The 22,866-nt window shown below is 30.7% G+C and carries 30 protein-coding genes and 1 pseudogene; 29 read left to right on the forward strand and 2 right to left on the reverse strand.

Annotation, left to right across the window (positions count from 1 at the left end):
* The first annotated feature begins 84 nt into the window (after positions 1-84).
* The 28 genes and pseudogenes from OO7_RS04450 to OO7_RS04570 all read left to right on the forward strand — a co-directional run bounded on the left by OO7_RS04450 (position 85) and on the right by OO7_RS04570 (position 19,998).
* A complete protein-coding gene (locus OO7_RS04450) occupies positions 85-2,124 on the forward strand; it encodes a fimbria/pilus outer membrane usher protein (protein ID WP_269077553.1) in 2,040 nt (679 codons plus the stop codon).
* 185 nt (positions 2,125-2,309) lie between these two features.
* Positions 2,310-2,585: a hypothetical protein gene (locus tag OO7_RS04455; RefSeq protein ID WP_008914776.1), complete on the forward strand. Its 276-nt coding sequence runs from the start codon at positions 2,310-2,312 to the stop codon at positions 2,583-2,585.
* Between the two features lie 674 nt (positions 2,586-3,259).
* Positions 3,260-3,790, forward strand: coding sequence for a winged helix-turn-helix domain-containing protein (locus OO7_RS04460; RefSeq protein ID WP_008914777.1), 531 nt, complete (start codon positions 3,260-3,262; stop codon positions 3,788-3,790).
* 360 nt (positions 3,791-4,150) lie between these two features.
* Complete coding sequence (locus tag OO7_RS04465; protein ID WP_008914778.1) at positions 4,151-4,408, forward strand: hypothetical protein; 258 nt, start codon at positions 4,151-4,153, stop codon at positions 4,406-4,408.
* A complete protein-coding gene (locus OO7_RS04470) occupies positions 4,408-4,959 on the forward strand; it encodes a hypothetical protein (protein ID WP_008914779.1) in 552 nt (183 codons plus the stop codon). The genes OO7_RS04465 and OO7_RS04470 overlap by 1 nt, the downstream gene beginning before the upstream one ends.
* Positions 4,949-5,410 (forward strand): hypothetical protein, encoded by a 462-nt coding sequence (locus OO7_RS04475; RefSeq protein WP_156823128.1) that lies wholly within the window; start codon positions 4,949-4,951, stop codon positions 5,408-5,410. Before OO7_RS04470 ends, OO7_RS04475 begins: the two co-directional genes overlap by 11 nt.
* 15 nt (positions 5,411-5,425) lie before the next feature.
* Complete coding sequence (locus tag OO7_RS04480; protein WP_008914781.1) at positions 5,426-5,932, forward strand: transcriptional regulator; 507 nt, start codon at positions 5,426-5,428, stop codon at positions 5,930-5,932.
* Between the two features lie 178 nt (positions 5,933-6,110).
* On the forward strand, positions 6,111-6,410 hold the full coding sequence (locus OO7_RS17100; RefSeq protein WP_052329014.1) for a hypothetical protein: 300 nt from the start codon (positions 6,111-6,113) through the stop codon (positions 6,408-6,410).
* 34 nt (positions 6,411-6,444) lie between these two features.
* Positions 6,445-6,951: a hypothetical protein gene (locus OO7_RS17105; RefSeq protein WP_052329015.1), complete on the forward strand. Its 507-nt coding sequence runs from the start codon at positions 6,445-6,447 to the stop codon at positions 6,949-6,951.
* A 170-nt stretch (positions 6,952-7,121) separates the two neighbouring features.
* Positions 7,122-7,319 carry a hypothetical protein gene (locus OO7_RS17110; RefSeq protein WP_052329016.1) on the forward strand — a complete coding sequence of 66 codons (198 nt, stop codon included), beginning with the start codon at positions 7,122-7,124 and terminating at the stop codon, positions 7,317-7,319.
* Positions 7,320-7,512: 193 nt separating this feature from the next.
* Entirely contained in the window at positions 7,513-8,556 is a 1,044-nt protein-coding gene (gene sctE, locus OO7_RS04490) for a type III secretion system translocon subunit SseC family protein (protein WP_008914782.1), read from the forward strand.
* A 9-nt stretch (positions 8,557-8,565) separates the two neighbouring features.
* Positions 8,566-9,306: a hypothetical protein gene (locus OO7_RS04495; protein WP_008914783.1), complete on the forward strand. Its 741-nt coding sequence runs from the start codon at positions 8,566-8,568 to the stop codon at positions 9,304-9,306.
* 221 nt (positions 9,307-9,527) lie between these two features.
* On the forward strand, positions 9,528-9,926 hold the full coding sequence (locus OO7_RS04505; RefSeq protein ID WP_008914784.1) for a hypothetical protein: 399 nt from the start codon (positions 9,528-9,530) through the stop codon (positions 9,924-9,926).
* Positions 9,916-10,347: a hypothetical protein gene (locus OO7_RS04510; protein ID WP_008914785.1), complete on the forward strand. Its 432-nt coding sequence runs from the start codon at positions 9,916-9,918 to the stop codon at positions 10,345-10,347. The genes OO7_RS04505 and OO7_RS04510 overlap by 11 nt, the downstream gene beginning before the upstream one ends.
* Positions 10,347-10,919 (forward strand): hypothetical protein, encoded by a 573-nt coding sequence (locus OO7_RS04515; RefSeq protein ID WP_008914786.1) that lies wholly within the window; start codon positions 10,347-10,349, stop codon positions 10,917-10,919. The genes OO7_RS04510 and OO7_RS04515 overlap by 1 nt, the downstream gene beginning before the upstream one ends.
* Positions 10,916-11,206 (forward strand): hypothetical protein, encoded by a 291-nt coding sequence (locus OO7_RS04520; RefSeq protein WP_008914787.1) that lies wholly within the window; start codon positions 10,916-10,918, stop codon positions 11,204-11,206. The genes OO7_RS04515 and OO7_RS04520 overlap by 4 nt, the downstream gene beginning before the upstream one ends.
* A 1-nt stretch (position 11,207) precedes the next feature.
* Positions 11,208-11,462, forward strand: coding sequence for a hypothetical protein (locus OO7_RS04525; RefSeq protein WP_008914788.1), 255 nt, complete (start codon positions 11,208-11,210; stop codon positions 11,460-11,462).
* A gap of 292 nt (positions 11,463-11,754) precedes the next feature.
* Positions 11,755-13,119: a hypothetical protein gene (locus tag OO7_RS04530; protein WP_008914789.1), complete on the forward strand. Its 1,365-nt coding sequence runs from the start codon at positions 11,755-11,757 to the stop codon at positions 13,117-13,119.
* Positions 13,120-13,388: 269 nt separating this feature from the next.
* Positions 13,389-13,991, forward strand: coding sequence for a hypothetical protein (locus OO7_RS04535; RefSeq protein WP_008914790.1), 603 nt, complete (start codon positions 13,389-13,391; stop codon positions 13,989-13,991).
* Positions 13,984-14,130, forward strand: coding sequence for a hypothetical protein (locus OO7_RS17425; protein WP_008914791.1), 147 nt, complete (start codon positions 13,984-13,986; stop codon positions 14,128-14,130). The genes OO7_RS04535 and OO7_RS17425 overlap by 8 nt, the downstream gene beginning before the upstream one ends.
* On the forward strand, positions 14,118-15,623 hold the full coding sequence (locus tag OO7_RS04540; RefSeq protein ID WP_236620669.1) for an FHIPEP family type III secretion protein: 1,506 nt from the start codon (positions 14,118-14,120) through the stop codon (positions 15,621-15,623). The genes OO7_RS17425 and OO7_RS04540 overlap by 13 nt, the downstream gene beginning before the upstream one ends.
* 36 nt (positions 15,624-15,659) lie before the next feature.
* Positions 15,660-15,878 carry a hypothetical protein gene (locus OO7_RS17120; RefSeq protein WP_236620670.1) on the forward strand — a complete coding sequence of 73 codons (219 nt, stop codon included), beginning with the start codon at positions 15,660-15,662 and terminating at the stop codon, positions 15,876-15,878.
* A pseudogene (locus OO7_RS04545) lies at positions 15,878-16,902 on the forward strand (EscU/YscU/HrcU family type III secretion system export apparatus switch protein). Before OO7_RS17120 ends, OO7_RS04545 begins: the two are co-directional and overlap by 1 nt.
* Positions 16,903-16,906: 4 nt before the next feature.
* Positions 16,907-17,722, forward strand: coding sequence for an OmpA family protein (locus OO7_RS04550; protein ID WP_236620671.1), 816 nt, complete (start codon positions 16,907-16,909; stop codon positions 17,720-17,722).
* Positions 17,719-18,114, forward strand: a complete 396-nt coding sequence (locus tag OO7_RS04555; RefSeq protein WP_008914793.1) for a hypothetical protein — start codon at positions 17,719-17,721, stop codon at positions 18,112-18,114. The genes OO7_RS04550 and OO7_RS04555 overlap by 4 nt, the downstream gene beginning before the upstream one ends.
* Entirely contained in the window at positions 18,101-19,138 is a 1,038-nt protein-coding gene (locus tag OO7_RS04560; protein WP_008914794.1) for a hypothetical protein, read from the forward strand. Before OO7_RS04555 ends, OO7_RS04560 begins: the two co-directional genes overlap by 14 nt.
* Positions 19,113-19,775 (forward strand): hypothetical protein, encoded by a 663-nt coding sequence (locus OO7_RS04565; RefSeq protein ID WP_008914795.1) that lies wholly within the window; start codon positions 19,113-19,115, stop codon positions 19,773-19,775. The genes OO7_RS04560 and OO7_RS04565 overlap by 26 nt, the downstream gene beginning before the upstream one ends.
* Positions 19,776-19,785: 10 nt before the next feature.
* Positions 19,786-19,998: a FliM/FliN family flagellar motor C-terminal domain-containing protein gene (locus OO7_RS04570; protein WP_008914796.1), complete on the forward strand. Its 213-nt coding sequence runs from the start codon at positions 19,786-19,788 to the stop codon at positions 19,996-19,998.
* Between the two features lie 70 nt (positions 19,999-20,068).
* Here the strand turns inward: OO7_RS04570 and OO7_RS04575 are convergent, their stop codons facing one another.
* Positions 20,069-20,386, reverse strand: coding sequence for a FidL-like protein (locus OO7_RS04575; protein WP_008914797.1), 318 nt, complete (start codon positions 20,384-20,386; stop codon positions 20,069-20,071).
* Positions 20,387-20,720: 334 nt separating this feature from the next.
* Positions 20,721-21,413, reverse strand: coding sequence for a winged helix-turn-helix domain-containing protein (locus tag OO7_RS16185; protein WP_008914798.1), 693 nt, complete (start codon positions 21,411-21,413; stop codon positions 20,721-20,723).
* Positions 21,414-21,737: 324 nt separating this feature from the next.
* On the opposite strand from OO7_RS16185, the gene OO7_RS04585 reads away from it, so the two are divergent.
* Positions 21,738-22,091 (forward strand): hypothetical protein, encoded by a 354-nt coding sequence (locus OO7_RS04585; protein ID WP_008914799.1) that lies wholly within the window; start codon positions 21,738-21,740, stop codon positions 22,089-22,091.
* The last annotated feature ends 775 nt before the right edge of the window (positions 22,092-22,866 follow it).

Consider the following 22,866-nt stretch of genomic DNA (forward strand, 5'->3'; position numbering starts at 1 on the left):
GCTACCTGAACTAAACTCTGAATATTCCCGATCTAATAATTTATCAGCGAAAAAAACAGGGGGAAAGAAAGTAATGGTTTATTAATAAACTATTTATTTGATGGAAATACTCATCGTGGACAACATGTTGAATCTCGAAGTCACTATCTTAATTTAAATAGTGGTATAAATCTTGGCATATGGCGGTTACGAGATCAACGTACATGGCAATATCATGATAGCCGTTCTCATGCTTCTAGCCAATGGCAGATACTTAAAAGTTATATAGGCCGCAATATTATTGCTTTGCGTAGCGCATTAATCATTGGTAAGAGTAATACTGATGGTGATTTATTTGAGTCATTTGGTTTTCGCGGTATACAGCTTTCAAGTGATGATGATATGCACGCAGAGGATCTCGTGGATTTGGTTCCAGTGATCAGAGGAGTTGCAAATAGTAATGCTCAAGTAAGTGTACGCCAAAATGGTTTTACGATTTACCAAACATTTGTTGCACCGGGTAAATTTATTATCAATGACTTGGTTCCTATTTCTTCAAATAGTGATTTCGAAGTTGTGATTAAAGAAGCTGATGGCAGTACACAATCTTTTATTGTTCCTTATACCTCAAGTCCATTATTGCAGCGAGTCGGGAATTTAAAATATGCATTAACTGCGGGGCGCTTTAACTCTATTGGTGATCACCATCATAACCCAGAATTTATGCAAAGTACCTTGGCTTGGGGATTCTCACCTACTATAACGTTATATGGTGGAGCACAACATTCAACTAAATATACAGCTGGAGCTGTTGGGGCTAGTTATAATTTAGGTCGTTTAGGAACATTATCTACAAATATTACGGTTGCTAAAAGCCACTTATATGATGGTAGCCATCATATTGGGCAATCGTTGCATTTACTATATTCGAATTCAGTAAATGCATCAGGAACAACATTCCAATTATCGGGAAATCGTTATTCAATGAATGGATTCTATACTTTAGGAGAAAGTGCATTAAAAGAGATGAAAGGTTGGCATCATAATTTAGATCTTGCCGATGAATATGGCAGCGCCATTAATGGGTTTGCTGACAGTTCTTACAATTTGCATAATATAAAAAAATCAAAAATTAAGGCAACTATTTCCCAAAATGTAGGAGAATTGGGATCTCTTTATATATCAGCAATTCGCCAAACGTATTGGAATACATCTGGAATGAGTGATTCATTGCAAGTTGGATTTAATGGATCAGTTTCTAGAGCGAATTACAGCCTTTCATATCGTTATAACAAAGAGCATCATGATGTGAAGCAAAATCGAGAGAGTGAACAATCAATCTATTTATCTGTGTCTATGCCTATTTTTGAGAGGCATCATCAAAATACAATATATGCAAATTATAATGTTGGGCGTAGCCATAATAGTGATATATCACATCAAATTGGGTTGACGGGAACAGCATTAAAGGCAGGAAATTTAAGTTGGGATATCTCTAAATCTTATGGTCGTGGGCAAAATAGCCATAGTGATTTTAGCCTGAATTATCTAGGTGAATATGGCAGCCGTTATATGGGCTATAGTCATGGCGGTAACTACCGGCAGATTAACTATGGTGCAGAGGGAAGTATTATATTGCTCGGTAACAAAATAACGTTTGATCAACCAATTAGTGAAGATAGTACATTACTGGCGGCTCCTAATTATTTTAATGAAATGGGTCAATTAGGTATAAAAGAAGATATATCAGGGAATAATTCCAGACCGTATACTTCAGTTAATCGTGAAACTCATAATAGATTTAAATCGCTAAGAAAAAATAACGCAATTGGGTTTAATAATAATTCGGCTTACCTTATGTCTAATAAAGAAGCTGTAATGCAAACTTCATTTCAAGGTGAAATAGGAAGGCGAGTCTTAATGAGATTAACTTATAATAAACATCCAGTCCCCTACGGTGCAATGGTAAAAACAAGTGGGCGTAGTAGTATTGTTGGAGATAATGGGGAAGTCTATTTATTGGGTATGGATGATGAAGGCACGATAAAAGTACAATGGGAAAATAATGAGTGCTGGGCTTCTTATATATTGCCAGCAAAAGATAATAATCAATTTATGCAGCGTATAACAGCGGTATGTAAATAATTAATTTTAAAGTTTTTAATAATAAGATGCTTGGCTAAGTTTATTTTCTATTTTGTGCAATATAATTTAGCTGAGTTATTTTTGTCACATTTATAACATGTTTTATTAGTTCTTATCTTTTGTTTTATATTTAGTTATGGCTAAGGATTAATATAGATAAATATAGTTTTATAGGGGTAACTGTAATGAAAAAAGGATTAATATCATTAGTAATATTTACACTGATATCTATTTCATTTTTTAGTATAGCTTCAAACTCTACACCATCAGTAGAAATATTATTAGATAAGACTGAAAGTAAATTTATGAGAGAAATATCACTTAACTCTTGCCATATAGATAGAGTCTCAGAAGATATAATATTATTCCATATGTCGAATCAAGAGGTAACAGTAGAAAGAATGCTCACTTCTATTGTTCCTTCTATCTTTAATTTATTCAATTGTAATGCTAAAAATTAAAATTTCGATAAGTTAATAACGTTAATATTTAAAAGAAAAAATTCAATTGTACATACTCAATCTTAGTGAGATATTTTATTCTGTAGATTAATTAAAATCATTGTTCATATTTGGATTGTTGAACAATGAATTTTAAGAAAGAAAAGTGTGCTTTGAATGGTTATGAAATGTCGAAAATTATACAACTTATCTTGTGGATTACAGTCTTGAATGTGATTCAAGTCTCATTTTTTGCGGCACACCCTGTCAATTTTTCTTTTTATTCGTGATATGAATCAATTTTTTAATCATAAAAAGACAGTATTTCAAGCTTATTGAAAAGTATAAAATTCCTTTGTTTGTGCTTTTTTGTTGGAGTTTTAATTTAATAACCTATATTATGTTGTTTTTTAGCATAAAAAACTAAATAAATTCCATTTTCAGATGTAAGTTTCTTTTGTTGTTTATGTTAAGTATATTTTCAATCAAGCAAATACATGAGAACAAGATAAAAAGCAGTGTTCCATATTATAAGTATAGTGCAGGTTCTTTTGTATAAAATAAGAATGCTCATCTCATATGATTAATGAGTTTATGAATGTTCTATTCTTATTGGCAATAATCAGTAAATTCATATAAATAATTATATTATTTAATAACATTCGATCATAGTAAAAAATATTATAGGTTAAAAAATGAAAGATTATACATTAGGTAAAGGTGTTAAATTTAATTTGATTAAATGTACAATTAGCTCGGAGCACAGAGATATCACTTTAGGTAGTAGAGAAGCTAAGTTACTTGAATTATTTTGTGAAAACCCTAACCAATTACTTGATAAAACATTAATGACAGATACTGTATGGGGGGCTGTTATTGTCAGTGAAACTTCATTAACTAAAGCAATTTCTAATTTAAGAAAAGCATTAAATCATTTTCAAGACCTTGTTTGTGAAATTAAAACAATACCTAAAGAGGGCTACGTTTTTATTTTTGAAAATAAATGTGATTCATTGAATATAGAGGAAAATATATTACCTGAAAAACAAGAAAAACCATTATCATTTAAAAATGATAACCAAGAAAAACACATCAACAATGAATATATAGTTAATAAAAAAATCAATGAGCACAGGAAATCTTTTTCTCTACTTTCATTAACTATCTTCTCATCTTTAGTGTCATCAGCAGCAACTGTAACACTATTTAACTATCTAACCTTTTAGTCATGACACATTTAATCATATTGAATTAATATGATAATAAATGCTACGCATAGTGAATTCTGAAGATTTCACTATGCATAGATTCATAAGTTGTTATTATTTTGGCTGAGTTAGTTTTCATTATATCTTATTATTTATGTTTATAAGGAAAGTTAATTGATCCAAAAAAGTAATGCCTATGCTATATAATTGGTTTTATTATAAGTGTGACTTTTTACACATTGAGATATATAACCTATATAGATATGATAAATTTTTCAGAATAAATAAACATAGAATGTAATAAAGTATGATGCTGATTAGAATCATTGTATTTTGGTAAAAATAATTTTAGATTAATAATTAAATTGGAGTAATGTAATGAATGAAATAGCATTAGATAGTGTTAGTGGGATCGAATCATCGGTTTTCAAAGATTCTTATCAAAATGTAGGTGAAGGATTTAAAGAAATTTTAAATTCTCTTGATACTATAAATTCTTCAGGTGGAGGAATTACTGTAGCGGATACATTGACTCTACAACATGCAGTATTTCAATATTCAATGTATCAAGAAATGATCAGTAAAATAGCATCAAAATCTGCGAATTCAATTAACGAAGTAATGAAGGCGCAATAATGATTTTTTTTCGTAGAGCGCTATGTGGCTTTCTATTATTTATGATAGTTGGCTGTCAAGATAACCAAGATATCTCTGTAGCAGAATTTGAATCAGCTGATACTGCTAATAAAGTACTCGTTTTACTTAATAAAGCTCAGATAGAAGCAAAGCTCGTATTTTATAAGGGCCAATATTCTGTATATGTTAATGATACACAGGTAATGAATGCTAGAGCATTATTATCTAAATTTAATTTTTACTTCGAGTTGGAAGATTTAAATGATCTTTTAGAATCAAAATTTTCAAGCCTAAGTAAATTAGAAAATATTAAGGGTAACCTATTAGAAGGACGTGAAATTTATAATAAGTTAAATGTGATACCGGATGTTTTAAGAGCAAATGTCATGGTAACCGGAGAGGGTAAGAAAAGAATTTCTATTTTATTAATCAGCCTCAAAGAATTTGATGCTACAAGTAAAGCTAGAATAGAAAAATTTCTCAAAGGCATTATCTCTGCAAATGATATGTTAACAATTGAATATTTAGTACAGCACGTAAATGATGAGTGAGCTAAAGTATAGGAATGATAAGGTTCTTCATTATTATCTCACTCATCGTTATCTGAGTGAAGACGCATACCAAATAATAATGGGGTTACAACATAATGAAATAATACCGTTATTAGCAGGTTCTAAGCAGAAAATAATGAGTGTTATTAATAAGTTAATTCTTGTTATTAAATATCAGCAAGCAAAGTTAACAAACAGACATCAAGATTGGATGCTTTATCGAAGCAAAATGTCAAAACATGATTTTTTATTTGCTGATGCTGCACAATTTGTAGAAATTCCTGAGGGGTTTTCTGAAAAAGAATTAGCTATCAAGTTGCTTTTTAATGTTGATAGTCGTAAAGCGATTGTTTGGGCGTTACGATTAAATATCAAATTACCAGATGGTTCTATTATTATGAAACGTCCTGAATGTATTAACTTTATTGTTAATAAAATGATAGATAATTAGACGAATAGATATATTATGAATATAGTTTCACAAAAACAAACTAATACTAGTTTAGATGATTTTGAGCTTTATCTTGATTCATTAAATGGCAACAGAATGAAAAAAGAGATGGAGAAATTGCGGCGTTCAAAGTCTTCTATAACACTTACACAATTAAAGTCTATCTACCAAATTGGTGTTAAACTTTATTCAACAATGCAATTAAAAGAAGCTGAAATGGTGTTTCTTTCTTATTCAGTCTTAAGTCCTTATGATCATCGAGGGCCAGGAAGTTTAGCTGCAATTTATTTAGAAAAGAAAGAATATAAAAAAGCCTTAGATATATTAAATACAGTAAAAACATACCCTACCTGTAATGTTGATGAGGTTTTTTTAGATATATCTCTTTGTCACTATAAATTAGGGGAATATACAAATTCAAGTATGGTTTTTATCATTGTGAAACCTGAAAATTTAAATGAATTTTATTTATCCAGATATCAATATTTAAAGAAACAACTGAATCCTTATATCGAATGTTAATTCTTTAGAGCTTTAATAAATTTATTTTTAGTTATTGTTATGTTGTATTTATATTATTTAATAATCTATCTATAACCTTATATGGTAAATCATGTTGTCATTAGTGGTATAAATAATATTATTTATAGCGGTAAATGTTAAGTAATTAATTTTATTATTCTGTGCATAGGTGGTTTTAATGTCGTATTTTTATATTAACAATTTAGTGGCAAATTTAGATGATAATTATCATTCTAAAGAACAAGATGATAGTGAACAACAAAATATATTAAGCGATATTTCAATATTGAAAAAATGTGAATATCAGCTCAATAAGATTGATCATAAATTAGATAATATGGATAATTTAAATATTGAAGTATTAAATCTAATTACCAATCAGCAAAAACAAGTTGTTTTATCTATGCTGGGGGTAAATGCAGAAAAAGAAATTTCAGGCATATTAGCCGCGAGCATTGAAGTTTATACCCAAAATTAGAAAAATTTATGGGTTGACTCAGGGGGGCGTAGAGATGTTTCGCTCAACGTTAATGATCATGCTTGAAAATATGAAAGATAAAGGAATTGGTTCAGAAAACCTGGAAGACCTTTTTCAATTAGCCCTCTTAGAAATTATGGTGAATGCCAAGGAATATGGTTTAGAGAATTGGTATGATAAAAATAAAAATCATATTAGCCATATTTTAGAAAGTACTGGCAGCGGTAGCCATTCTTTACATGAAGCAGCTTATGATTCACCTGAAAAAATGGCTAAATGGGTTAAACAGCTTTACGATGAGTTAAAAAGAGAAGGTCATATCCCTAAGGAATCATTTTTGGGGCAAATAATGGCAGAGTTGGATAAGAAAGGTGGCTCACAGGTTATACATGATCAAATAATTAAAGGATGGGATGATGATTATGGTTGGTGGATAAAAGATAATCCTATACTTGGTTCGCCACCAGTGAATAGAGCTAATAATATTAGTCCAATGCTAAAGTTATTTATTTTAAGTTCTATTCTAAATGAAAAAAATTAGATAAAAATGAGATTGAAAAAATTATTAATGGTTCATTAGAAGATTTAGATAAGTTTATTAATAAAAATTTTGAAGTTAATGGTGGAAAATACCAAAGCTCGACACTATGTTGGCTAGAATCACAGACAAAATGGCGAATTATAGAAAGAGATGATAACGGTCGATATCATATGGATTGGTATGGAAATGGAATCAGCCTTAAAGATTTAGATAATTTATATCAAAAATTTCCCAGTAGAGAGTTAGCCGAAGATGAATTAGAAGAAATTAACCGTATTGGCGACCAAATTAAAATGATCCAACAGACACTTAAATATTGGAATCAATTATGCTCTGATCAACAATTAGCTATGGCTCGTAATATTTAAAATCAAAGAATCCTGAAAAATAAGATGAATAACTAATATATTAGTAATATTAATTTCTATTTAATTCTTAATTAAGAATTAACTATTATCTAAAATATTATTAATAGTGTTGTTATTTTATTTTCAGTTTAAGGGAGTTTATCTATTTATTTATATTTAAACTAAATTATTAATCTCGTATTGGAGTAATTATATGTCGATGATTAATTCAACTATCAGTGAGAATTATTCACTGATGATGCAAGATCATGAATCGGCTGTTAAGGCTGAAAAGCCGGATGTACAGCAAAAGGCAGAAAGTGTCTCACCTAAGCAGCCTTTACCAAGTAGTGCACTATCTGAAAATGACTTATGGCGCATGGTTTCAAATGCTTTTAAAGAATTAGCTGATGGTTTGTCTGGCACAGCCAAAGAAAATTCAGATGCCAAAAAAGCCATGATTAATACAGTACGTGACTCACGAATTGCTCAGTTAGAAGAACGAACTGCGAAGCTAAAAGAGCAAGCTGAAGCTGAAAGTAAGAAAGGGTTTTGGAGCAAGATTGGTATGGCATTAGGTTTTATTGCCGCCATTATCATCGCACCATTTAATCCCGTTATGGCTGCCGTTATGGTTGGCACTATGGTTGCTACAATTGTCGTACCAAAAGTGATGGATAAAATCCTTCAAGCCTTTGGTGTAGATGAAAAAATTCGTAAATGGGTTAATGTTGCGCTTGAAGTTACCATTGGGGTTATTGGTGCAGTTTTAAGCTTTAACCCTGCCAACATTATGTCTTCTGTGGGAAAAGCCGCCGCAAATGTAACCGCAAAAGTGGGAAGTGTACTTAGCAAAGCTGTTGATGCATTGAAAACATTTAAGGCATTTTCTGCGATTTCTCAGAAAGTACAACAAGTTATTTCAAAAGCTATCAAGTTGGTAGAGCCTTTGGTAGCAAAAATTCAAGAGTTTGTTAAAGGCGGGCATCAGGCATCAGCACGAATTGGCCAAGTGACATCTGTGACTACAGATGTCACAAGTGTTGTGAGCACTGGTTATAGCATTAAATCTGCCGCAATTACTCGCGATTTGGAAATGGCTCAAGCTGACCAAGATGAATTAGAAACTCGCTTGCAGCAAATACAAATTATGCTTGATACCGCAATGAAAACGATGGCTCATGCTTTCGAATCTTTATTTGATACGAAAGATGCTGCTCGTAAAAATATTCAAAAATCAATCAGTATTCATATGTAAGGAATGAAAATGGAAATACAATTTACTAATACGCATGCAATGTCTGCAATGAATTTTCAAGATAATGCGAATAAGCCCCAAGTAGATGCAATTAAACAAACTAATGATTCTTTAAAATCCGCAGAATCTGGTTTTAAGACAATTAATAGTGAAAAAACGGTCAGTATGAGTCAGTTATTGGCTTTACTTAGTGAAATTATTGATGCTTCTGCATCTTTACGTAATGTCATGATGATAAATCGAATTACTGAAGCGGGTGCAACTGCAGAAATGGCGAAGGTAGCCGCTGGCGTTAAGAAGGATGATGCACACCTTAAGTTTGGTATTAAATTAGCATCAGGTGTATTCAGTATGGGTATGTCAACTGTTGCAGCGGTTAGAACGGGTCAAGTTAAAATGGTACAGGATAAGCATTTATCTAAAGCCGGGCTTGGTGAAAATGCACGTGTTTCTGACCTTTCTGCAGATAAGATTAATGAAATATCGGCTTCGTTACAGCAACAACGTACGGCTAAGTACAATATGGTTAATCAGACTTCTGGCGCTGCGGATAATATGATGGGAAATGTGAGTGAAATGATTTCTGCATCGGCTATCCAACAGCAAGAAGAAACAAAATCATCAATTGATCTTAAAGAAAAGTATGATGCTCAATTGACTTCATTTATTGATACATTAGGTAATACTATTGCTCAAATTTTGAAGTCTCTGGAAGCAATCCAGGCGGCCTCTTTGGTTACTAACCGTTAATTAAGGAGAGTGCGAGCATTATTATGCTCGCACTAATTGGCTATGGCGATAGCGCCAATTATGTATTCTCAATCACGTTTCGTGCAACGTGTATCTTCTACAGAATCTTCAAATAAAACAAATGAATTTGGTAATCAAAATTCACGGAAAGTACGTGATATTACCAAAGTTGAAAAGCAGCAAAAAAACAGCCTAGGTTATTCCGGATCCGTGCTGTACAAATGAGTAGCCGTAATCAACGACATTTGGCACGACATATACAAGGACACATGCTCAGAGCATTAACAGATTGGCATGGATTTATAGAAAGCCTACCTGAAATAGAACAATTAGATGATGCATATTTGTTTGTGCTTCATTCTGTTTATCAATCTCAGCATTTATATCCTAAAGATGTTTATAATAAATTGAGCGTTTATTTTGAAAAGATGGCGCTACATTTTAAAAATACACCAGAGCTTGAAGTCAATTCATCACTAATAAATAAATTAATTACTAAAGATAATGTAATTTCAAACCTAATGGCAATATTAAATTTATGTCGTCGATATGAACAGCGTAAAGTGAAGTTAAAACGTAGGAATAAACAATCAGATAATGGTGAAATGAGTGCAGATTAAACAAAAAAATAAGAGAGTTGATTGTATTCAGAATGGAGAAATTAATATTGACCCATATGAGATGCTTGTTCGTAAATTAGAAAGAATGAGTTGGAATGGTTTATCTGATCCAGAGTTTCATTTAGATAAATCTTCTGTCATTACATGGTTTTCACAATTTCGTAATTATTCGGATGATTTTGTAAAATCAGTATTGGTTGAAGGTATTCTAAATAATGAATTTCATAATATTTTATATGTTTTAAGTTTAGTTCAATCAAATGATTTTCGTGAGATGACGTCAATGGAGGCATATACATTACTCTATCAGTTTGTATGTAATGTCCCTAAATCAATAGAAGAGTGGATTGATGATAGTGACCTAGCCATGAGTCAAAATGTTTTAGCTTTATTATCACAAAGCCATAAAGGTAATTTTTAATGGAAAACTATGTAAGCTTTATGCCTAAATATGAAATTAATAAAACTAATTATAAAAAAATTCAATATATTATTGGACGGAATTTTGAAAATCAGGATTTTTCAATTAATTTTTATGGGATTGAAAGGCACCTTCCTGAAGGTAAAGAATTTATTAAATTAAAAATTGAACATGTAGGCATAAGTGGGGATTGCTATATTGCCACCTCTGAGCTAGAACGATCTTTAGGAACGAGCCTTAAATCGTTTAGTGAGAAATATATTGAATATATCATTAACTATAATATCGGTAATTATGGTGTTAAATTTGAAAAGTTTATGAATTATAGTGAAATGATGCAAATGCCAGTATTAATCTCGGCTTCAACGAATTTACACAATAAGCAATACTCGATATACTTTTGTGTGAAAGATTTATTGGTAAATTCAGAATTTTTAAAAAGTAGGGTATCAAATTGGTCCGGTAGTCTAAAATTATCTTTAGATTTTAAAGTGTCTCAAGTATTGCTGAATACTCAAGAGATAAATGAATTGAGTAACGACGATATTGTTTTATTAAGTAAATATAAATGATGATTGGACCTATAGAAAGCTTTCTTGACTATATTGAGAAAAATGAAAAACATGTTTTTCAAAATTGCTTAGATGATGCTATATACCCTATTATTCCTTTTTATCAATTAGTTTATGTATTAAATGTTGAAGATACAATTAAAGAGCTTATTGATATTGATAAGCAATTTAACAGTAAATTAATTCGAGTTGATGGTTATTTAACAGCAGTAATGGCTGAGGAAAATTACCAGAAAAAAGAATTTACGAATAGCGTTATTCATATTTTGAAAATGATGAGGTTTTAACATGGCATTATCACCTATTTCCTTACCATCGGTAAGTAAAAGTGAATTATCTCAAGAACCTATGGTTAAGTCTGAACTAAAGAATATTCGTTTAGAAAATTCTATTCTTGCACCATTGGAACATAAAGGGGCGACGTTATTATCTGATAATGTCTGTTCTGAGCTAAAAAGTAGTGACAGTATTCTTATAAATGATAAAAGTAACAATAAACCTATAATAAAAAATAAACAGCAAAAAAAAATGATAATAAAATAACAAATAAGGATACAAAAGGCTCAAATAATGTTAGCAATAAGAAAAAAGCCCAAGGGCAAATTATTGCATTAAGTCTTACTACCATTATCGGTGCCGTATTAGCACCGCTAACTGGTGGGATGAGTTTACTTCCTACGGCATTTTTGGTTGTATATGGGAATGCAGCGGCTATTGCTATGTATGGTGGTTCAAAGCATTTTTTGGATGATATAAAAAACATCAAGAGCAGGAAATTGAGCCTGAAACAACACCATCAAATACAGCAGCTAAATTAACCCCAACTCCTTTTAGTTTGCAAACAGAACCCAATATTGACAAAAATGATCCAAATCCATTTGGAAATGGTCGTTCTGAGAATGTACCTTCTAAGCCTCAGCAATTTAATAAACAAACAGTTGATGAAAAAGTAGAAGAAACTGATCCTCAACCGCAAAGTTTGGTTGGCGATATTTTAGAGTATCAGCTTATCGGTAATGATAAAGTAGATGGCGATAAGGCTGTCTTGCAGGAAGCTATCGCGCAATTTCTGCGTACACCAATTTCTAAATGTATTAGTACAGAGCAAAATCTTACTCAAGCTAATTTTTCTACACCCATTAAGAAATTACTTGAAGAAAAAGGCATCAGTGCTGAATTAAATCCCAATTGTGCAGTTAGTGATTCAGTTCATTCGGGTGAAAATCTACAGGTTTTTGCCATTAGAAATATGCCCGAGATTAATCAACATACTGATTTAGTTACACCTGAAAATAATAAAAAGAACACATTAGGTGAGAAAAAAAGTATTCAGCACGCCATTACAGCGCCCATGGATTATTTGAAAAAGCCAGTTATTAGCAGTGCAGGCTCAGCTGCGTCTATGAGCGGCAACTATTTAAGTGGCGTGAGACACAATGTGGTTGATCCWCAAGGGGCACCATCAGCGGAAAAAGTAGCACAAACGCCACCATCCAATGAAAAAGCGAGYTCRGYGGCAAAACCGGCACCMCATGTCATTACAGCGCCCATGGATTATTTGAAAAAGCCAGTTATTACCAGCACGGGTTCTGCCGCGCCGATGAGTGGCAACTATTTAAGTGGYGTGAGACACAATGTGGTTGATCCACAAGGGGCACCATCAGCGGAAAAAGTAGCACAAACGCCACCATCCAATGAAAAAGCGAGCTCGGCAGCAAAACCGGCACCGCATGTCATTACGGCGCCTATGGATTATTTGAAAAAGCCCGTCATTAGCAGTGCAGGCTCTGCTGCGCCTATGAGCGGCAACTATTTAAGTGGCGTGAGACACAATATTCTGGAGTCACAATCAACATCTTCACTTGAAAAGCCAATAGTGGCAATAAATAAGGCAACAAAAGACAGTGCAATAGTAAATCAAAATTCACATCAGATAGCCGCATCGATGGATTACCTAAAGAAATCAGTCATTACAAGTATTGGTTCAGCAATATCAATGAATGGTAACTATCAGAGTGGCGTTAGGCATAATGTTGATGATTTCATAAAGAATCATAGTGAAAATGTGAAGGAATTGGCGCATTCATACTGGGTAAATACGGGGATTACAAAGCCTGTATCATTAGCTATTTTGAATCGTTCATTAGCAGTTCCACCGGTGAATCAGGAACAACTGGATTATATTACGAAAAATAAATAGCTTCATAATGTTTCATGATGAATCTATTGCTTGACTCATACCACTAATATTAGGATATACCAAGATTATTAAGTACCTATATATTTTATGGTATGACGATAAAATAAGGGTCACAGATTAATAATATGTGATTGTTTAGGGAGTACACTCATTATACTTTAAAGAATATTTATATCTTATAGGTATTAATTTAAATTAATTTATATTGGGTGTTGTTTTTTTTACTCTTGATTTTCACTAATTATAAATAAAAATAAATAGGTAATGTTTTGTTTATTGAAATAGAATCATCTTATAAGTTAACACCTCAGTTAATATTTAAAGGAAGTGAAACTGGCGTTGTTAAAAAACCTCAAATTAAAGTATATAGTGATGCTAAAGCTTTATTAACCTCCATAGAAAATAGAGTTGATAGCTTTCAAAATAAACTAGAAACCGAAACAAATAGGCTAATAGAAGAAAAAGAGAGTGAACTGGCTCAGCATGTTGAAAAATTAAAATTATCAGCAGAGCAACAAATGATTAAAACACAAGATTGTTGGTTTGAGCAAGCAGAACAAAAGCTAAAGTCCTTATTATCAAGCCAAGAGGAAAGGCTTAATAATGCTGTGCTAGATGTAAAAAAGAAAGCTGAAAAAGCAGTATATGATAGATTAGTTAAAATGAATCAAAGTGATAATTTAATTCAATATTTAATTGATGCATTACATAATGAAATTAATGATCTAGAAAAATCATTGGAAGTTGTACAAACACACAATGATCAGGGGACATCATTAACTATTGAAAATGATGATTGTGTTATTACAATTAATACACAAGAATTACTTTCTGAATTAAAAAACTGTATTGAGAATATGTCCTATGTTTAAACAACTAAGCATGTTATCTGGTTGGTTAAAAATAAGTAGCGTGCTTATCGTATTAATATTTCCAGCAATTATTTTAGCACCTTTGCCAGGGATTGTTATTGATATTTTCGTACTTTTCAGTTTATTATGTCAGCAATGATTTTAGTCATTATGCTAGAAAATGATAATCCATTAAAAGTCACATTTTTGCCAACTGTTGTTTTGCTATTAACTACTTTTCGATTGTTATTATCGATTGCTACAACACGTAATATATTAACCAATGATGAAGTTGGAAGCGTAATTGAAGTTGTTGGTCATTTTGCGATGAGTGCAGGTCTGCTTTCTGGACTTATTGTTTTTGTCATCATTACTATAGTTCAGTTTTTGGTTGTTACCAAAGGTGGTGAAAGGGTTGCCGAAGTTGGGGCTCGTTTCTCACTAGATGCTTTGCCTGGCCGCCAAATGACAATTGATGGTGATTTGAAAAATAATATGATCACCCCTGAACAAGCACAAACGGCTCGGGCTGAATTGAGTACAGAAAATAAATTATTCGGATCGCTTGAGGGTGCGATGAAATTTATTAAAGGGGATGCTATTGCCGGGATCTTGATTAGTCTTGTTAACTTATTTGGTGGAATTTATGTTGGTATAAATACATTTGAATTAACCCTACTCGAAAGTGTTGAGCGTTTTTCAATCTTAACTATTGGTGATGGACTTGTTTCGCAAATTCCAAGTTTATTGTTATCAGTAGCTTGTGGTGTTTATTTAACAAGGATCAAAGGTGTTGGTGAGAAGTCTACTTCATTCTCAGGCCAGCTGATAAAACAAATTGGTGTCTTTTGGCGAAGTTTAGCATTTATTGGGCTATTTATGTTAGTTCTTGGTGTGCTCAACACAGATTTAACTTATATCTGTATTCCGATTGCTTTTACCTGTTTCATCATTGCATTTGTACTATGGCGTGGACAAAATGAAAATATTGTTATTAATATGGAAGGAGACGGATCCGGTTTATTCGAATCACTGACATTTACAGTGAAAGATAGCAAGCATCAGCATTTAATTCATACGGCAGTTGCTGAAGTGGAAAAACAGTTGTGGGGGCAAAGTTTAGGCCAGCCTTGTGTGATTGTTTCACCTGAACTTGATAGTGATATTGAGGTTCATGTTTTGGGTATCAAATTATATAATTTTAAACAAGATGGTGAATCAAAAATCAAAGAGATCCAAAATGATGAGATTTTCTTTCAGTCTCAAGATGTTGAAATTAATTTAAAAACAATTATTTGTTATTTTATTCGTAAGCGCTTAATTGAGAAATATAATATTCAGTTCACTAGCAATATTATTGATGATCTAGCATTAAAAAGTGATGTTATGAAAAAAGAGATTGACTCAGCAATAGGAATTAATCGTGTTCATGACATTATAAAACAAATGATAGGATGTCCTGAGTTTTATTTGGATTCTATCAGTTTCTTTGAATCATTAATATATTGGTCTAGAGTTGATAGTGATAATAAAAATTGGTTTATGCGTATTAGAACTCAGGCTCGTTATGAAATAACCTCACGTATTATTAATAATACAGATAAAATAACTGCAGCAATATTGCCAACTGAATTAAGTGAGTTAATTGAGTAATATGTTAGTGGTGAAGAAGATAATATTGACGAATTAATGCAAGTTAAAAAAGAAATTAGGAATAGTATTTGTCAGTTAACTGAGAAAAATAGTACTAAGCCTGTAATCATGGTCAGTGATGTTGAATTTAATATGGTTAAATCATTTATGCAACAGGTTGTCTCTTCTTTAATTATTTGTAGCTATAATGATATTAGTAATAATGAGCTTGTTGATGATGCTGAAATGTTACAGGTTAATTTGGCATATTCATAATGGAATCAACTGAACCGAAAAAATATCCACCTACATCAAAAAAATTGAGGGAGTTAAGAAAGAAAGGGCAATTTCCAAAAACTGAATTAGCAGAACCAACATTTTCAATACTGTTATTTGTTTTAGTTGTTACCTTTTTTATTATTAAGTTATTTGATGATTTCAATTATTGGGTGGAATATGTTCTATATGCTGATTTAACAGTAGTGTTTATGGCGATATTATATGTCCTACAAGTTGCCGTAGCTTTATTTGTGACCAATAAAGTAATATTTATTATTATACATTGGGTATTGATAAATAAAGGAACATTAAGTAATCAAGTTTTTTCATTCAAGTTAGATAAGCTCAATCCAGTTCAAGGGTTTAAAAATAATTTAGGTATTGATGCAATTACAAATTCATTAAGAAAAGTTTTAGAGCTATTATTTTTATTATTTTTATTGAAATATGTTTTTGATACCTATGGATTAGAGCTTAATAAATTACATAAGGTGAGTAATACAAATTATTTTATTTATGACTTAGTATATTATATTGGATTTGTATCTTTATTGATGTTTATATATGGAGTGTGTGTAGGTGCAGTCGATTATTTATTTGAACATTTTAGATTTACGAAAAAAATCGTATGACGATGACTGAAATGAAAAATGAAATGAAAGATACTGAAGGTTCACCGCAAATTAAAGCAGAAAGAAGAATGAAAATGCGTGAATTAATGAATGAGCCAATGACAAAAGGTCGTCGCCCATCTTTTGCAATAGCTAACCCAACACATATTTTGGTTCCAATTTGTTTTGATCCTAAAATTGATGCAGCTCCATTAGTATTAGATATTTATAAAGATCATATGGCCTTAGAAAAAAGGCAATATTTAGAATCATTAGAAATACCTATTGTTGAGAATATTCCTCTTGCACGTGGTATTGCTAAAAAAATGAAAGTAGGTGGCGTATATATAGATGAAGAATTTTATCGAGATATTGCGTTAATTATTGTTTCACTAAAAAGGAGGAATTAAATTGGTGTTAGTAAAGAGAATATGGGTTTTATTGACTGTCTTTCTAATTAGTTCTTGTAATAATACAATAAGAGATGAGCATTTTTTCTTGGATTTAGATTGGAAAAAAGATGTTTATAATATTATTTATAGCCACTTTGATTACATTGACGATATTGAATTTTGGGTAATAAAAAAACCACAATATATTAATGGTTCTCCTTTTAGAAAAGCATGCATTGAAGTTAAAATGGGGATTAATAATCCTAAATTTTATGTTGCAAATATTAATTTATATAGTCTTGCTGAAGTAGCTAGCTGTGATGATCTCAATAATAACTCTAGAAATACTGTACAGCTAACTGGAATCAATATCAAAGAGCATGATGATAAGGGTATAAATAATTTAAATAATAAACCAGGTGTATTTGTTAGCTATAAAAATAATGTGGAATTACTAAATTTAACTAATAGCACATCTAATAATGAGTTAAATAAAAATGAAAAATATCTATCTATTGTTTTTTCATCATTATTTTCAGTTAATGAATATATGCTAACTAACCAAGGAAAGGAAATACTATTAGATTTTATTAATGAATTGCCAAAAATACCAGCAACAGAAATGGTTATTTATGGAATTGCTGATTCATCAGGAAATTATGCATTAAATCGAAAACTTGCGGATAAAAGAGCTGAAGCTGTTTATCAATTTATACGCAGCTCTGGGGTAAAAAATATTCCAATACAAGTGAAAGGCAGTGTTGAAAATCATGATAAAACTGCTTTAGAGCGTGTACAACAAAGACGATTTATCATAGAAGTGAGATTAAAACCATGAGTGAACGTAAATTTATTTTTTTGATGCGCGATTTTATTCAATCGATGAAGGTACCATGTGAAAATTTCGAAGATAATCGTGCTTTAGTAGGAATGTATGGAAATATTGAGTGTCGTATAGAAGATGGATCAAGAATAGGTTTATCTGGAAGATTAATTATATTAGTTAACCTCAATGTTGTTGAATTAACACCAGAAATAGCACTTGAGTTAAATGGTAATTTTAATTTATTAGCAGATAGTTATATTGCATCAATTATCAATAACGGTTATTTCTTAATTCGAAGTTATAATATACCCAGTCATGTGAATCAACTACATAATTACATTAATGAAATGGTACAAATAACAAAAAATATTATCAAAGAGATAGGTCAGAATGAAATTGATTGAGTTTATTGAAGGTAGTTTACAGGGAATAACACTACCTATTGAATCTAAATTAATTTTAACAAGTGAAGAAGATAATTTAGGCCAAAATATGCTAAGCCTTCCTGGTGAGTTATCTGCTGGGATAGTATTAGAATTTCAGTCTCAAGAGAAAAATATCTATCTTACAGTTAGCAATAAAAAACCGATTAAATTAATAGAAAATAATATTTATTCTATTTCAGGTGTTAAGTTTTTTATATTTTCTGAGGGTAATAGAAAACCAAAAATTAAAAAGAATTTTTTAAAGAAATATTCTTGGATGGTTATTATGTTTGTTCTATTAAACTTAGCTGTAACAATACTAAGTTTAATGATGATTAAGTCTTATCAGAATAATAATACTGAAAATTATCTTAATGCAATCGGAAATGGATATATTAAAAATGGTGAAATTTATATATTTGATGAAAGTATAAAAAATAGTCTTCCAGCAGATTGGTTAGATAATATTAAAGTAATTAATCCAGATAATTACATAATATTATCTCATCTAAACGTAGATATTAAATCGAAGAATAATAATGAAATTCCTTTTGAATTTGTTGATAAAGGGGAGTATAGCGAAATTTTGATAGATTATCCTGAAAAAATGATAAATATTATGAAATCTTTTGGTGAAAATGGTATTACATTTAAATATACAGATAATCTATTATTAGTTGATAATGTATTAAGAGCAAGCCAGTTACTTAAATCTCTCGGCTATTATGACGAGGTTTCAAGGCTAAAATTGATTAATGATGATGCGGAAATCATTGACGCACAGCACTTCCCTTATGCAATCTTTTTTTCAAGCCAAGGTTTGAGCTATGTTTATGATCAACAATCTCGTTATTGGGAAGGAGGGATTATACCTGAGATTGGTCGTATTGATTTAATTGCAAAAGACAAAATTATTTTTACTCAAGCTAACAAAAAAAGATTTATTTCATTCCAAAATAATAGGAGTAATTTTAATAATGATAACATCCAGCTTATTAAATGAAAGCCACTACCATGATATTAATTCAATCAATGGTTCTAGTGAATATAGTAATAAAGTACTTGAAAAGTATCTTGATCAGAAACCAAATTCGGTATTAGATGGTGTAGATGCCCAACCGGCCGTTCGTGAAACAAAAAATATCATGCGTGATCCTCTAACCATGATTGATATTATGTTAACGGGTTATATTAAGAGCAGAATGAATAAGGCTGATAGTATTGCAGCTGAGATATCAGAAAAATCCAAAGCGGTGGCTGAAATAAACCGATTATGGGGAAAAGTAATGTCTATTAATTTGAATAAGGTTGATCCGGCAGACTCTAAGAAAGTTACAGATATTATGGATTTCTCAAATAAAGAAATGGACGAAATTAATCACCTTATTATAAATGTTCTTGGTGAGCCAAAAGGAATTGCTGTTATTTTACCGAGTAGCAGCCATGGTGTTATTTTTACCTTTGTTAATTATGAGCAATTACAGTCTATCAATGCAACAGTGACAGCATTTTCTGACACTATTCAAGTTGATTTAGATTCATCTCAACACGAATTTAAGAATTTAATGACTGCAATCACTTCGGCACAAGAAGAAATTCGTGATTTACGCCGTATTGTCATTTCATTTACTGACCGTTAAGGGAAAATAGATGCGTATTAATATTGATGTTGTTGTTGCAAATTGTGTTATGACTCTAGATGAACTTAATCAATTACAGGAAGGGCAAATAAAGTCACTCAATGATTTTGTTCAATCGGAAGTATTATTAAAAAGTGGTAGTGAGATATTAGCAACAGGTATGCTCGTTAAAGTTGATGATCAATACTGTGTTGCAATTGATAAGATTAATCAGTTGAGCTAAAAAATATTGACTGTGAAAGCAGTCAATATTTTCAATATTTCTATTCAGTCTAAGCTTTTTATTAAATATTCTAGAATATTACGCAAATAAATTGTGGTGATAATACATCATGGAAAAGAATTGTATTATTATTAAGTTTAGTTAGCATTCGTAGGGTATTATCTCGTGGCATAAATACTTCAAAAATGTCAGTATCTACAGTATCTATAATTGGTTTCAATTCATGTTTAATATTTGCTGTAAATATATCATTATTCTTATATATCATTGTGAAATTCATCATTCTATCAAGTACAAATTGTTGACTATGTGAGTTTTCAATAAAACCTTTCATTCGAATAATCCCCTGCTTATTTTCTATAATGGTAATAGAAACATTAGCACTCATAGTATAATTTTCTCCATTATAATTTTGTGAGGTAATTATATCTCCAGTGCAACGCAACGGTGGATGGTAGATTTGATATCTATGAATCAAAAAAGTAATCAATAGAATTATGAATATTATATAAATTATCATAATCAGCTTGCTTCTTTTAATCATTATTTGACCTTGTTAGATAAAGAATAGCAGTTTTTATGTGTGGTCTCTTTGTTTTTTGTTTCTTTTTGAATACAAACACCGAGAAATTCAGTACCATTTAATATTGAGTCTGAAATGGGTAAATAGCTATAATAAATATCATACTTATTATTTGTATTACAATTTAAAGCATTACTATCTAATTTTTTTCAACTTTCGTTATTATTTCTTCATTACTTAATGTACTGAAGTCATCTAGTAAATAAATGTTACAATTACCTGTGCTAAATATAAATCTACTATTTTCATTTTTTATTTTGTGGTGGGGGATAATAAAGGTAAAAATAAAAATAATAATTAAAGGTATTGAAAACATTATAATGGAAATGTTATTTTTTTCTATGAAAAATTTATAATGACCTGAATTTTTTCTATTAGTTATGGATGATTTCACATTGGGATTATCGGTATCATTTTTATTTTTTTCTTTGTCATCATGAGGCGCAAGTATGGAAAGACTCGCGTGTAACGTATCTAAATTATCTAAATTATTTTTCTCAGATATGGATGTTTCAATATGAGCAGTAAACTGAAAGCCTACTTTAGGTATGGTGATAATTCCCATAAAATTAGCATCTAAGTAGGTTAAAGATTTTCTTAGTTCACTAATATAGTTATTTAGGTTACTACCAGAGGCTGTAAACCCATATTCTACCCATACGGTTTTTAGCAGATATTCTCGGGTGAGCGGGACATTTTTATTTATGATCAGAGTCAATAGTAAACGAGATGCGGGCGCAGATAAGACAATAGTGTTTTCTATATCATTCAACAGTGATAGAGTTCTATCCTCATTACTGAAGGTTATTTGATGATTAATAATATACTTCATGTTAAATGGACTTATCTATTGTTTGCATTATATCTGTAAGAGTATACTCGATTGTGTAGTAAAAAGCACGTATGTCAATAATCGAGCTAAGAGGAATCTAGGTTAATAACAGAACTGATAGTAATAACAACTTGATGACTTGTTAAAACATGCGTAGATAACATCTACTAAGTTATAAACTTGTCTAAATTTTTTAGGTAATTAAATGTAGATTAGCACTGTCTATTAGACTTTGATAGGTTTAATATTGTTCATAGCATAAAATTGCGTGTAAATTATTTTATCCTTATGATTCTTTTTTTTATGATATTGGAGCGAAAAAGAATGAAAATAGTAAAAATTATCGTTATCGCAACAATATTACTGGTTGGATGTACTACTAAAGATACATCGAAAAAAGATGGTGATTTTGAGTTTGTATATGAAGAAGCAAAAGAGTGTGTGGATGTTATATCTAATTTATTGAAAGGGAATAAGAAGCCTTATACATTAAGCTTTGCTTACTATGTTACTTCACACTCAATACCTGTGATTAATGGTAATTTTACACAAAGTGAGAAAAAAGCAATTCCTTACATTATCGTTCCATTGAAAGATAAAATTCAAGCCGGTGATGAATGGCGTTCATGCATGCGGGAGAAAAAAGCACTTGTACCGAATATTCAATTCCCGGAATAAAAATTGTTATTAACTAAATGGTGGGCGACAGAAAGTGTCCACTGAGTGTATATTATCATGGTTACTTCTTATTAATAGAATGTATATCCTTCTATTTTTAAGCGTATAGAGTATTTTTTCTGAAAAATTCATAATATTTCACGGGTATTCTACTATTATATTAGGATGAATATAAAGTCATGATATGAATTTATCGTTATTAAAATAGTGTTAATGACGATAATGAAATAAAATATTAATATATAAACTTTACTATATAAAAATATAAATCATCAAGTTATAAGTTATTTCTAGCGTGGTAAATATAATCTAATAATGAGTAATAAATTTCTATCATTAAATAGTGATACAATATTTACTTTTATCGATGACTTTAAAGAATAGTCACAGTGTAAATCAATTTGAATAATTTAATAATTATTTTTAGCAACTAAGTGTGATAGTTTGGTATAAAAACACCCAAGACTATACTTAGTATGCATAGATCATTTTTTACTAATGAGTCAATTTTTTTAATCAATAGCTATTTTTGTAGATATATTTATTGCCATTTAACTGCACAAATAGAATGAAAGGATTTATGATTCATGAAAAATAAAGTGTGATTAGTTATCATTTTGATTAATAATGGTTATTTTGTATTTTATCAACGATTGAAAAACATTGAATCTCTTTTTTTCACTGGTTATGAACAAAAAATAACGAATAATAAGCACCATATTGAGACGGTAAACAAAAATTATTCGTTTAAATATTAAATTTATTATATTAGTAA

This window comes from Providencia sneebia DSM 19967, from assembly GCF_000314895.2.
Taxonomy (GTDB): domain Bacteria; phylum Pseudomonadota; class Gammaproteobacteria; order Enterobacterales; family Enterobacteriaceae; genus Providencia; species Providencia sneebia.